Origin of the sequence: Hymenobacter gelipurpurascens (assembly GCF_900187375.1) — a bacterium.
Taxonomy (GTDB): Bacteria; Bacteroidota; Bacteroidia; order Cytophagales; family Hymenobacteraceae; genus Hymenobacter; species Hymenobacter gelipurpurascens.
The window spans coordinates 1671029-1683840 of sequence record NZ_FYEW01000001.1 but is presented as its reverse complement, the minus strand read 5'-3'; the positions used below and the strand labels follow the sequence as shown (position 1 = coordinate 1683840).

At 56.8% G+C, this 12812-nt stretch carries 11 protein-coding genes; 5 read left to right on the top strand and 6 right to left on the bottom strand.

Annotated elements, in window-relative coordinates:
- Nucleotides 1–165: 165 nt before the first annotated feature.
- Nucleotides 166–1677 (bottom strand): S8 family serine peptidase, encoded by a 1512-nt coding sequence (locus CFT68_RS07140; protein WP_088842696.1) that lies wholly within the window; start codon nt 1675–1677, stop codon nt 166–168.
- A gap of 334 nt (nt 1678–2011) precedes the next feature.
- On the opposite strand from CFT68_RS07140, the gene CFT68_RS07135 reads away from it, so the two are divergent.
- The 4 genes from CFT68_RS07135 (at nt 2012) to CFT68_RS07120 (ending at nt 6229) form a co-directional block, all read left to right on the top strand.
- Nucleotides 2012–3199: an XdhC family protein gene (locus CFT68_RS07135; protein ID WP_170934724.1), complete on the top strand. Its 1188-nt coding sequence runs from the start codon at nt 2012–2014 to the stop codon at nt 3197–3199.
- A gap of 127 nt (nt 3200–3326) precedes the next feature.
- Nucleotides 3327–3920: a nucleotidyltransferase family protein gene (locus CFT68_RS07130; protein WP_088842694.1), complete on the top strand. Its 594-nt coding sequence runs from the start codon at nt 3327–3329 to the stop codon at nt 3918–3920.
- Between the two features lie 222 nt (nt 3921–4142).
- Nucleotides 4143–5579, top strand: a complete 1437-nt coding sequence (locus CFT68_RS07125; protein ID WP_088842693.1) for an MFS transporter — start codon at nt 4143–4145, stop codon at nt 5577–5579.
- Between the two features lie 134 nt (nt 5580–5713).
- Nucleotides 5714–6229: a DinB family protein gene (locus CFT68_RS07120; RefSeq protein ID WP_088842692.1), complete on the top strand. Its 516-nt coding sequence runs from the start codon at nt 5714–5716 to the stop codon at nt 6227–6229.
- Between the two features lie 80 nt (nt 6230–6309).
- On the opposite strand, the gene CFT68_RS07115 is transcribed toward CFT68_RS07120, so the two are convergent.
- The 3 genes from CFT68_RS07115 to CFT68_RS07105 all read right to left on the bottom strand — a co-directional run bounded on the left by CFT68_RS07115 (nt 6310) and on the right by CFT68_RS07105 (nt 9552).
- Nucleotides 6310–7962, bottom strand: a complete 1653-nt coding sequence (locus CFT68_RS07115; protein WP_088842691.1) for an amidohydrolase — start codon at nt 7960–7962, stop codon at nt 6310–6312.
- A gap of 43 nt (nt 7963–8005) precedes the next feature.
- Complete coding sequence (locus CFT68_RS07110; protein ID WP_088842690.1) at nt 8006–8440, bottom strand: hypothetical protein; 435 nt, start codon at nt 8438–8440, stop codon at nt 8006–8008.
- Between the two features lie 338 nt (nt 8441–8778).
- Nucleotides 8779–9552, bottom strand: coding sequence for an AMP nucleosidase (locus CFT68_RS07105; protein WP_088843699.1), 774 nt, complete (start codon nt 9550–9552; stop codon nt 8779–8781).
- Nucleotides 9553–9740: 188 nt separating this feature from the next.
- Here CFT68_RS07105 and CFT68_RS07100 point away from each other — a divergent pair, with 188 nt between their 5' ends.
- Nucleotides 9741–10196: a type I restriction enzyme HsdR N-terminal domain-containing protein gene (locus CFT68_RS07100; protein ID WP_088842689.1), complete on the top strand. Its 456-nt coding sequence runs from the start codon at nt 9741–9743 to the stop codon at nt 10194–10196.
- Nucleotides 10197–10228: 32 nt separating this feature from the next.
- Here CFT68_RS07100 and CFT68_RS07095 read toward each other — a convergent pair whose 3' ends face one another.
- Together CFT68_RS07095 and CFT68_RS07090 are read right to left on the bottom strand one after the other, a co-directional pair.
- A complete protein-coding gene (locus tag CFT68_RS07095; RefSeq protein ID WP_088842688.1) occupies nt 10229–12133 on the bottom strand; it encodes an LTA synthase family protein in 1905 nt (634 codons plus the stop codon).
- 15 nt (nt 12134–12148) lie between these two features.
- Complete coding sequence (locus CFT68_RS07090) at nt 12149–12748, bottom strand: SMI1/KNR4 family protein (RefSeq protein WP_088842687.1); 600 nt, start codon at nt 12746–12748, stop codon at nt 12149–12151.
- Between the last annotated feature and the right edge of the window lie 64 nt (nt 12749–12812).

The following is a 12812-nucleotide window of genomic DNA, read 5'->3' as shown; positions in this document are numbered from 1 at the left end:
TCGCTATAGAAAATCGGGGCATCGTCATCGACTTCTACTGCGTCAGTTATTATATCCTGGCGCATCGCTTTACTCAGCAGGTATGAATAAGAAAGCCCGTTTCCAAACTTGGAAACGGGCTTTCTTATTGGCGGCTAATAGGCGCAGCTTACTGGCCTAGTAAAGCTAGAATGCCTGCGATACAGCCCGCAGAGCATTTACGCGGCCATAACCATAGTAGGGGTCACGGCCGGGCTTGCCGAGGTCGTCGGCGGAAGCGCGCATGATGGCCCGCACCCGAGATGGATCCAGCTGGCCACCGGCTTTGCCCACAATCAGGGCAGCAACGCCGGCCGCGTGCGGACCCGCCATGCTCGTACCAGCCGACCACGTGTAGCGGCCCTGGCTAGTGAGGCTGAATACCATGTCAAACGCAAACGCATATTGGGTTACGCCAGCAATAGAGGCAATGTCGTTGCCGGGGTACGCTGCGTCGCCACCTGGAGCAGCAAATTCCACATCCGAAGTACCAAAGTTGGTGTAGGAAGCCATCCGGTCAAGATTCGTTTCCAGCGGCTTCAGTGCCCAGCCCATGGGGCCGGTTGCCGAGATGGAAATTACATCGGTAGCGCCCGAAGGAATGTGCACCAGGTTTTTATCGCGCTGGCCATTGTTGGCATCATTGCCAGCCGAGGCAATAACCGTTACGCCTTTTTTGGTGGCGTAGGAGGTGGCCTTACTGATGGCGACCAGCAACTCCTGAATCTCCTTCGTGTCGTTTACCCATTTGTCGTCCGAGGTATCCTCAGGCGTGCCATTATCGTCGCGGTATTTGCTGCTATTAGGAATAGCGGCTCCCAAGCTCATATTGATAACATCAGCCTGCTGCGAAACAGCGTAATAAATACCTTGGATCATCCAGGAGAAGGAACCTGAGCCCCCGTCGGCCAGTACTTTTACCAGCAGCAGCTTCGCCTCTGGTGCTACGCCCACTACGCCGAGGTTGTTATCAACGGCCCCGATAGTGCCGGCTGTATGCGTTCCATGGCTGAAAGCGCTGCCTTTAAACTGCGCTGCCTCGCCAGGAACAAAGCTTTTGGAGCCGGCAATGTTTGCCACTAGGTCCGGATGCGTCAGGTCGAAGCCGCCGTCAAGCACCGCTACCAAGGCGCCTTTGCCGCGGGCACCCGTATTCCAGGCCTCAGGTGCCTGAATAGCGGTGTGGCCCCACTGAAGCGGAAAAAACCGGTCGTTATCGGCACTGGTAGCCGGGTTGGTATTGTCTGATTCCGTTACTGCTTCCACATCCCGAGCGGAATTAGGAGCGAAGCCCTGATAAGTAAAATCGTGGATTACAGAACGCACGCCGCTAATGCGGGAGGCTTTGGCTGCGAAATCCGGATCGGTGGAAGTAGCCAGAGCTAGGCCAGCGCCGGAAAGCTCTCCGGTAAGGGTACCATTGGCCGCCTGCATCTGGCTGGCCAAGTCACTAGGCAAATTATCAGTAGACGAAAGAATGATGTAGCTCTGGCCCCGACGAACTACAGACTCGCTGGAAACCTCTGCTTGATTGTTTGACGTGCTGTTCTGCGGTTGCGTATCCGCCACGGTAATTTCTTCTTTGCTGCAGCTAGCCAGAAAAGCCAGCCCAAGACCCATTAGGGAGAGAGAACGAAGTGTAAGTCTTGATTTTTTCATGAAGGATAGAATTAATGATTGCGTAATATGTAAATCAATGGCTTGAAAATTATAGATTTTGCAGAAAATGATATAATTTTATACATATAATATGCAAAATATCAAGGATTTAGTTAATTAAGATAGATGTCACCAAGGTCCTGCAGTTATGCTGCTTTTAGGTAGCAGAGAGTAATCTGTGGCAGAAAATCAGTGTTTGTCTTGCCTAACCTGCTTGCTGAATTAGCGTACTCTCTAACTGCTGCTATGGCTTTCAGCTTACTAGCCATACTTTTCTGTTGCGTAGGTGTTTTGCTGATGCATGCTTCAGCTAGAAGGGGGCGGCCGCTGTGTTATGACTGAACTTCAACGACTTTTACTGGCCTACGACGAACACCGCACCGCTGGCCGCGCCTGTGCGCTGGCTTCTGTGGTAGATGTGGCGGGTTCCGCTTACCGTAGGCCAGGTGCCCGCATGCTCGTGACCGAAGACGGACAGCTGACGGGCGCCATTAGTGGCGGCTGCCTGGAGGGCGATGCCAGGCGCCGGGCTCGCCAGACCATCCAGCGCGGCAAGCCTACCATTGTTACCTATGACTCTACGGACCCCGACGACGACCTGCAGTTTGGGGCCGCGCTGGGTTGCCAAGGCATCGTCCAGATTCTGCTGGAGCCCCTCGACTTTCAAGACCCGCAAAACCCCTTAGAGCTGTTGCGGCGCTGGGCCGAAGGAGTGGAAGAAACTGCTGTGGTAGCAACAATTTTTAGCCTGGCAGGTGCTGCGGCGCCGGCTCAGGTAGGGGAGCGACTGCTGCTGACCTCGGATGGAGCAGTGCAGGGCAGCCTTTCTTCTGCTTCGGTGCTGTACCAAGCCATTTTGGCCGATGCCCGACAGGCGCTTGCGGCCGGCCAGCCGGCCACGCGCCATTACCCCGCCGAAGCGGGAACAGTACGGGTGTGTCTGGAAATACTGCGCCCGCCGGTACGCCTCACGGTGTACGGGGCCGGCAACGATGTGCAGCCCGTGGTACGGCTGGCAAGTGGCCTAGGCTGGCGCGTGCAGGTGTTGGATGGCCGACCAGCCCAAGCCCAGCCCGCGCGCTTTCCCGAAGCCGAAGCAGTGCGAGTGGTGCCGTTGGCGCAGGTGGAAAAGGAGCCGCACAACAGCAGCTTTGCCCTGTTGATGACGCATAACTATTACTACGATCTGGCGGTACTACGCCATTTGCTGGACTCGCCCACCCTATACGTAGGCCTATTGGGGCCGCGCAAGAAGTACGACAGGCTGCTCACCGATTTGCAGAAAGATGTGCCTGATGCCGCGGCCCGCTTGCAAGGCCGCCTATACAGTCCCATTGGCCTGAACCTGGGTGCTGAGACGCCCGAAGAAATTGCCTTGTCCATCATTGCTGAAATCCAGGCTGTACTCACGGCTCGTCCTGCGGGGTTCCTGCGCGACTCTCCCCATCCCATCCATCCTTCATTGCACGCCGACGGCCCGATGGTAGCCGATGGCCGGGTAGATGCCATTTGCGAGCTATAGCACCACATGGCTAAGTAAGGCCAAAGGCTATTGCCCTTTTGGGTTGTTGGAAAGCCAGCGCTGAGTATTACAACTTGCTGGCTTCAATTCCTCGTTTTTAGCACCTAGATTATTTCCTGCTGTTCTTATGTCGGCTATCATTCTGCTGGCGGCTGGTTCTTCTTCCCGGCTGGGCCAGCCCAAACAGCTCCTGCCGTTTAAAGGTAAAACCCTCCTGCGTCGGGCTGCCGAAACTGCGGTGGAGGCAGCCGCTGGGGCGCCAGTGGTGGTCGTGACGGGGGCGTTGCACGAGGAGCTGCTGCCCGAGTTGGTAGGCCTGCCAGTGATGGTAGTGCAGTGCAAGCAGTGGCAGGCGGGCATGGGAGCCTCCATCAAGACTGGCCTACAGGCGCTGGAAATGCACGCTAGGCCACTGCGAGGCGGAGTTACAGTCATGCTTTGCGACCAACCTTTCGTGACAACTTCCTTGTTGCAACAGCTCGCAGCCGCTGCCACGCCTGGTCAGCCGATTGCGGCTAGCCAGTACAACGAGGTGTGGGGTGTGCCGGTATTTTTCGGGGTGGAGGCGCTGCCGTTGTTGCGCCTGTTGCCCGATGCAGCCGGCGCCGCTCAGCTTCTGCGGCAGCATCCGGAGTTGGTGGTTTCCTTGCCCTTTCCGCTTGGCGCGGTGGATGTGGATACGCCAGAACAATACGCTGCGCTTTTGGCGTCGCCGGGCTAAGCGTGTGGCCATACCAAACACCGGATTCTACAGAAGTTCCTGGCAGATAAAGTTGCTTGTAAGCCCTCTGGCTGTTCGAGGGGTAGCAGGTCGGCGGGAAGTGTTTGTTGAGCCTTTTTACCTGATAAAGGCCTTGCAGTTGAGCGCCACTACAAGAGCTCGACAACTGCAACCCGCGAATCCCGTTATCTTGCCCGACGCCACACCTCAACTCGTGCCTGTATGACAACTGCTTCGGCAACTGCGCCTGAAACCTCTTTCGCCGATATTCCCAAGGACGACAAGCGCATCACGCGCGGCTGGACGTTCTACGACTGGGCCAACTCCGTGTACCCACTGGTTATTACCAGCTCTATTTTCCCGATTTATTGGGGCGCTATCACCAAAACCATCAGTCCCAAAGACGACGTGGTGAGCTTTTTGGGTTTCCAGGTGCCCGGCTCTTCTCTGCTGACCTACGCCATTTCCGCAGCTTTTCTGCTGGTGGCGCTCATCAGCCCGTTCCTGACTTCTCTGGCCGACTTTTCGGGCCGTAAGAAGCTGTTCATGCAGATATTCTGCTACATCGGGGCATTTTCCTGCGCGGCGCTGTTCTTCTTCACGCCCGATACGCTCACGCTCAGCACCTTCATCTTTATAGCGGCCACGTTTGGCTTTTCGGGTTCTATTGTGTTCTATAATAGCTACTTGCCCCTGATTTCGTCAGAAGAAAATTACGATTCCTTATCAGCGCGCGGGTTCTCGATGGGCTACATCGGCTCCGTAGTGCTCCTGATTATTTGCTTGCTGATCAATCAGTTTCCGGAGATGGTCGGCATTGATGCCTCCACGCCGGAAGGAGCCCGCCTGCCGGCCCGCATTTCCTTTCTGCTGACTGGCCTATGGTGGGCAGGCTTTGCCCAAATTCCCTTCTTCACGCTACCCGCCGACCCCGGCCGCCCCGCCGATGCTGTTGCTTCTGAATCTGGATGGCTGCTCAATGGCTTCCATGAGCTAGGCAAAGTGTGGGCTCAGCTGAAGCACCTGCCCAATCTGAAGCGCTTTCTACTGGCCTACTTTACCTATAACATGGGCGTGCAAACCGTAATGTACGTGGCCACCATCTTCGGCGACAAGGAGCTGCATCTGGAAAGCACTTCCCTGATCATCACCATCTTGCTATTGCAGGTGGTTGGTATTCTGGGGGCCTACTTGTTTGCCAAGCTCTCAGAACGCATCGGCAATACCCGCGCCCTGAGCTGGTCAGTGTTTATCTGGATGTGCATTTGCGTGGCCGGCTATTTCGTGCAGGCAGGCTGGAGCTTCTATGCCTTGGCCTCCGTCATTGGCCTCACAATGGGTGCTATTCAGAGCCTTTCGCGCAGCACGTACTCCAAAATTATTCCGGAGAATACCCCTAACACCGCCGCATTCTTCAGCTTTTTCGATGTAACGGAGAAACTCAGCATCGTGATTGGCACGGCCGTATTCGGCATCATTGCCCAGATTACGGGCTCTATGCGCAACAGCATCCTGTCTCTTATCGTGTTCTTCATTCTGGGCCTGTTGTTTCTGCTGACGCTACGGGGCAAAAAGCTGCGTGATGAACCTTCGGGTGAGACAGTGCTTGGCCCGCCGCCCGCTACTCCAAACGTTGGTATGCCGGCAGCAAGGCAGTAGGCAATATTGCTGAAGCCACGCTCAAGGCTGCCTACAAAAAGCCTGCTGCATAGTGCGGCAGGCTTTTTTGTGCCTGTCAAAACTAAACCGGCCGCTGGCAGTTACGCAGTGCAACACCTTTCTCACCCCCGCTTATGGAAACTCAAACCTCTTCCCTCCAAACTGCCCTCAGCCAAGAGCTGAAGCACGAACTCAGCCTCACGCGTCGCTTGTTGGAGCGCGTGCCCACCGAGAAGTTCGACTGGCAGCCTCACCCCAAATCCATGAAAATCGGGACGTTGGCCTCACATATGGCCAACCTGGTCGGTTTCCTGGAAATGTCGTTGCAGGGCCCCGAAACAGATATGGCCACCGTGCAAATGCCCGCCTCGCCGACCACTACCGACGAGGTGCTGCGCCGCTTCGATGTGAACAGCGAGAACATCCATAAGGCCCTAGGCCAGGTAGACGACGCAACTTTCCATGACCTCTGGACGATGCGCCGGGGCGAGCAGGTATTCATGACCATGCCCCGCGCCGCTGTAGCCCGTACGCTCGTGCTTAACCACCTGGTCCATCACCGTGGCCAGCTTTCCGTGTATTTGCGCCTGCTAGATATTCCGGTGCCGGCCATCTATGGCGGTTCTGCCGATGAGGCCCCACGTCGCTAGGAAACCACACTTTACCGCATAGAAAAGCCCTGCAGCTACTCGTAGTTGCAGGGCTTTTCTGTGCGGTAAAGTGTGGTTTCCTAGTTGCCGCCGAATACTTTCTCGCCGGCAATCCAGGTTTGCTGCACCTTGGCAGAGCGCAGCTTCTCCTTGGGCGCTTCCAGCAGGTCGGTATCCAGTAGCACAAAGTCGGCGGCTAGGCCAGGGCTGATGCTGCCTTTCTGCTTTTCCTCGAAGGCCGCATGAGCTGCCCAGGTGGTCATGCCGCGCAACGCATCGGGGCGGGAGAGGGCATTCTCCATCTGGAAGCCACCGGCCGGGTAATTCTTGGCATCTTGGCGGGCCACCGCCGAGTGGAACCCAAACAGCGGGTTGATATCCTCCACCGGAAAATCGGAACCGAGCGCCACCTGGCCGTACTGCTTGCGCAGATCATTATACGCGTAAGCCGTTTGCAGACGCGACTGGCCTAGCCGCTCGCCGGCCCAGTACATATCGGAGGTGGCGTGTGTGGGCTGCACCGAGGGCACAATACCGTACTGGCCGAACTTGGGTACATCGGCCTTGGTCACTACCTGGGCGTGCTCTATGCGCCAGCGGCGGTCTTTCTGGCCCTTGAGGGCTTCGCCATAAATATCCAGTAAAAGCCGGTTGCTGGAGTCACCGATGGCGTGGGTGTTCATCTGGAATTTACTGGCCGCCAGCTGCTTGGCCAGCGTACGATACTCGGCTACGGAAGAAAGCAGGAAGCCCGTTTCCTGAGGCTTATCGGTATACGGGTGCACCAGGCAGGCGCCGCGAGAGCCCAAAGCCCCATCAGCGTACACTTTGAAGCTACATACCGTGAGCCGATCCTTAAACACAGGGCCGTTTTTCAGGTAAAATTCGAGGTTTTCTTTGGTGGGAGCCAGCATGGTGTACAGGCGCACTTTCAGCTTGCCCTGGCCTTGTAGCGCATCCATGCGGTCTACGTTGGCTTTGTCGAGGCCTGCGTCGGCGAGGCTGGTGAGGCCTACAGCTACGCACCGCTTCTGTGCTTCCAACAAAGCAGTTTCCGCTTCAGCTGCGGTGGGCTCCGGAATCTTGGCCGATACCAACCGTACGGCGTTATCTACCAGTAGGCCAGTCAGGTTGCCGCGAGCATCCTTCGTGATGGTGCCGCCGCTGATAGGCGTATTCTGCGTGACGCCCGCCATATCCAACGCCTTCTGGTTTACGAGGGCTGCGTGCCCATCTACCCGCACGATGAACACGGGAGTGTTGGGGAACAGCTTATCGAGGGTGTCTTTGGATGGGAACTGCTTCGTAGGCCAGTCGTTCTGGTCCCAGCCGCGGCCTGTAAGCCACGCCGCGTGTGGGTATTGCTGGCGCTGTTGCTGCAGTTTTTGCACCACCGCCTCCCACGATTCAGTCCCGACCAAATCGGCGTCGCGGAGGCCTAGGGCGTAGCGGTAGAAGTGGCAGTGGGCGTCGTAGAAACCAGGGTACACAAACTGCCCTTGCGCATCTACCTCCTTCTTTGCCTCAAACTTGCCCCGAATATCCTCGGCCGTGCCCACGCCCACAAATTTGCCATCCTTCACGGCAAACGCCTGGGCTTTGCTGAAGGCCGAATCGACGGTGTACACGGTGGCATTATACACGATCAGGTCAGCGGACTGACGGCTGGCCGTTTGGCAGCCAGCGAAGCTCCCGAGCAGCGGGAGCAGAGCGAGTAATCGGAGACGGGTCATGGAGCGAAGGTACGCAACGAGCGTGCCTGCACCACAGGGAAAATTAGCGCGCTACGGATTCGTGCTGTTGGTAATGATGCAGCCAGTCTTGCGCCGATTTTTCCTCTGTAAACCGCTGGATAATGTACGGTTTGCCATCTTCCGGGGTCTCCAGAACGGGCATCTTAGAATCAGCTAATACGCCAGCCAGTTGGTTCGGGGCCATTAGAAAGGCGATGTAGGTGGTGCGGCCCAAGCGGGGAAATAGCTGCGGATAAAACTCTTCCAGCATCCAATATACATCCCGTGACTCTACGCTGGAGCGCCGCCGGATATCAATCAGCCAAAAGCGGCAATTTCGTTCCACTGCGCTGTCCAGCAGGGTGTTGTAGCCTCGGTGTAGCTCAAATGGCATCACCGAACGTAGCCAGCGCCCCGTGAGCTGCTGCGACTCAGGCGTGTACGTAATCGTGAGGTAATTCGAGTCGAAAAGCGGCATAGATAAGACGTAAGGACAGAAATGCGAGGCACTCAATTGCGCAAGCCTCGTCCGGTACCAAAGGTGGCTCCAGGCCTTCCGGGTAGTGAACTATGGCTTCAAGGTATAAGGAATTAAGACAGTTCTGAAATTTTGGCTTCTGTCTTGAGCAAAGGGACACAGGGCGAGGCGGGAGCAGCGTGTTGGTAAACCTGATGCTGGCGTACCGTTTTGCTGCCACCTGCCGGCTGTTTGCGCGTGCTGCTAGGCCTACCTGAGTGCAAGCGAAACTGGCCTAGACGCAAAAAAGCCCGGACGATAATGCCCGGGCTTCTTGCTAGTTAAGCTGCGAATGGCTTCTACTCGAAGCGCATGTGCTTCACCGATTCGCCGGAGTTTTTCAGCTCCATCAACGACTCAATGCCGATCTGGAGGTGCGAAGTCACGAAATCGGTGGTAACCTTCTTGTCGCTCTCGGAGGTTTTCACGCCTTCAGGTGTCATAGGGTTGTCGCTCACGAGCAGGAGCGCACCGTGTGGAATCTCGTTTACGAAGCCTACCGTGAAGATCGTAGCGGTTTCCATATCAACGGCCATGGCCCGGATCTGGCGCAGATACTCCTTGAAATTCTCGTCGTGCTCCCACACACGGCGGTTGGTGGTGTACACCGTGCCGGTCCAGTAGTCTTTCTCGTGCTTCTTGATCATGGAAGACACCGCGCGCTGCAACCGGAACGAGGGCAGGGCAGGAATCTCGGCGGGCAAGTAGTCATCGGAAGTACCCTCGCCGCGAATGGCCGCGATGGGCAAAATCAGGTCGCCGAGTTTGGTCTTGTTTTTCAGACCACCGCATTTGCCCAGAAACAGCGCTGCTTTCGGTTTTACGGCCGAAATCAGATCCATAACCGTAGCTGCCATCGGGGAGCCCATCCCGAAGTTGATAATGGTGATGCCGTTGGCCGTGGCCGTTTGCATCGGCTTATCCAGGCCACGAACCTCCACGCCGAACTGCTCGGCAAACATGGTCACGTAGTTGAGGAAGTTCGTCAGCAGGATATACTGGCCGAAATCTTTGAGTGGTACGCCAGTGTAGCGTGGCAGCCAGTTCTCGACAATGTCGGTTTTAGTCTTCATAGGCAATGTAATGGTGAACTTGTGATGTAGGTAAATGAACAACTGAAAACCCCGAAGTACCAAAGAGGCATAGACATATACCTATCTTCGGCGTTCTTAGGTACAAAAAAACCGTCGGGACCCAAAAGGGTGCGACGGTACGGGGCGAAAAGCGGGAACCGAAGTCCTGGGCCGTACCTTTGGAGGTGATGCAAGAGTTGAACCTGCCGCCTTTCGAATACAAAGTTACGAAATCCAGCGAAAATTTGCTGATCTGGGATGTATTACGCCGCAAACAAGTTGTATTAACCCCCGAAGAATGGGTGCGCCAGCACGTAGTGCACTACCTGATGCACCACCGCGGCTACCCCAAAGGCTTGCTGAGCCTGGAGCGCGGCCACCGCTACAACCAGCGCCAGAAACGCACCGACCTCTGCGCCCTCGGCCCCGATGGCCAACCGTTGCTGCTAGTAGAGTGCAAAGCGCCCTCGGTAGCTATTACCGCGGCTGTTGCCATGCAGGCGGCTACCTACAACCAGACCATTGGCGCCCCGCTGCTGCTGCTCACCAATGGCCTCGACCACTTCTGCTGGCGCGTAGATTTCGAGCAGCGCACGAATGAGCGGCTGCTCGAGGTACCAGCTTATGGTGAAGTAGTGCTATAGTAGCCTAGAGGCTAGGCCAGTGGCACATCAACTTACCACTTGTACAGTGTGTTGTCGGCTAGGCCGTTGGTGAAGAACTGGTTGCAGGCCTTAAGTTCGTTGCCGTACGCGCGCAGCTTTTCCGGATTGGGGTTGGCAAGTGGCCTAGCGGGCACGTAATGCGTTTTGTATGGGTACAGCCGAACCTGATTATCGGCAGTGAGCTCCGTCACGAAGTCGTGGTGCACGAGGTAGTGGGAGCCGCCGCTTAGAAACAGGGCGCGGCCACTCGTGCCCGTGTCAAACACCGAGTAGCCAAACGGAAGCAGCTGCTTGGGAGCCGAAATGCCCAGATAATCCAGCACGGTGGCCGGCACATCGGCCTGTTGGGTAATGCGGTGCACATCGGCGGGCGGCAGTGAGCGGCCCGGATGAAAAAGCAGGAGTGGCGTTTTATAGCTGCCCAGCAGGTTCTGGTAGCCGGGCCGCAGCGTTTGGGAAGTGTGGTCGGCGAGCAGGATAAACAAGGTGCGCTTGTACCAAGGCTGCCGGGCCGCCAATTTGAAGAACTGCTGCAGCGCAAAATCGGTGTAGCCGATGGAGGTATGGATGGGCAGCTTGCCCCGGCTAAACTTGCCCTGGTACTTTACGGGCACCGGAAACGGCTCGTGGGAGGTGAGCGTGAAAACCGTGGAGAAGAAAGGCTCCTTTTGCCTGGTCAGCTGCTGCGCGAAATACTGCAGATAAGGCTCATCAAAAATGCCCCAGTGCCCATCATATTCCGCGCTTTTGATGCTCCCCGGATACTCATTCAGACCATAATAGCGCTGAATGCCTACTATACCCGAAAACGTATTGAAGCCCATGGTGCCATTCTGTGCCCCATGAAAAACGGACGTGGCGTAACCCTGTTTGCCCAGCAACTCACCCAGGCCATGCAGCTCGTCGGTCTGGAAGTTGGAGGTGATGAAGGGGCTTTCCATGAGGGAAGGCAGGCCCGCCAACACCGCCGGCAGCGCCTCAATGGAGCGGCGCCCATTGGCATAATGCTCCCGAAAAAACAGCCCCTGCGTGGCTAACGAATCGAAAAAGGGCGTGTAGCCGTTACCGCCATTTTCGATGCCATTGTACTCAGAGGCAAAGCTTTCCACCAGCAGTACCACCACATTATCGTGCGGAGCGTTGGGGCGGGCAGCCGGGGTACGAGCCGCCAGCGCCGCATGCAGCTGCTGTTTCGAGGAGAAGTACGTGAGCCGCTCCACCGGCTGGTAGCCAAGGCTTTTGAGGAAAGTGAAGGTGCTATTCAAGGCCAGGTGGCCTAGCATGGGTGGCGTTTGCATGAACGCGTGCCCGGTACGCAGCGGCTTGAGCTGTAGGCCACCCCGGATGCCCAACACGGCCAGCGCCGCCACCAGAATAACTTCCAGCGAAGTGCGCAGGATACGTCGGGAAGCTTGAGGTGCGCGTGGCGCAGCTGCCACGCTCTTTGCCGGGCTTGGCATGGGGTAGAAGTACCGGAGCAGCCCAAAGAGCACCGCAAACGGCAGCAGCAGAAACCAATAGTGGCCTACGAGCTGCCCGGCCTGCCGCTCAATGTCATCGGTGATGGTAAACAGCTCGTCGCTGGTGCGCCGCCCGATAAACTTGAAATACTGGGTGTCAATCAGGTTAAGCGCGATACCGGCGGCATTCAGCGTAAGGTAAACGCCCCGCACCGTGCGCTGCCAGTTCCGGGTGAACCGCGGCACGAGAGAAAGCACCAGAAACGGAATATTCAGCAGCAGCAGCGCCGATATATCGAAGCGGAAGCCGTGCCAGAATGCCCATAACACCTGGCCTACGGGCGCCTCCTGAAATACGGCTTGGTTCGACAGATAAAATCCCAGCCGCAGCAGCAGGTACACACCAAGCAGCAGCAGAAACCGACGAACCAGCAAGCGCAGAACAGGGGAGAGCATCAAGGCACGTAAGGGTTAATCCTGACCTGGCTTAAGATTGAGGCGTTGGCCATCCGGCAGGTTCTTGATCTGGAGGTACAAATCGGCGAGCCAGGCCAACCGCTCGGCGGCCGCCTGAGGTTTTGCCTGGGGCTCCTGAGCCGTGTTAATGCACACCGGAGGAAACAGACTCAGCAGCTGGCCCGGCTGCAACACGCCACCACGCTGCTGAAACCCGCGCAATGGCTCCATGCCCAGCGCATCCAAAGGGAATTTTTCGGCCCCGAAAAGGAAGTGCTTGAAGTCAACCTCTAGGTCAGCTAGCTCGCCGGTTTCGGTGTCCAGGAACAGCACTGCGTCGCCGCGTAATAGGAACTGATTGCCTACACAATCCTGAGCAAATGGAATATCCGTTTCTACCACGGTATCATAGGTGCGCCAGAACGCCTTCTCGCCCTGCCAAGCCTCAGATAGGGAGTGCCAGATGGGTTCCGATACGCAGCCCCGAATGTGTAGGCCACCGAAGTAGGCCACTACACCATTTTGCTCGCGCAGAAATGTCTGCATGTAGGAGGGAAGACGTGCGAAGCTCACGAGGTCCGTAAGCTCGCCGCCGGTATATACAATGCCTTTCATAGGATGCAGCGCGAAACTTGCGATTCGCGTTTCGAACAACGGGCTGGGTGCTAGGCCAGTCCCG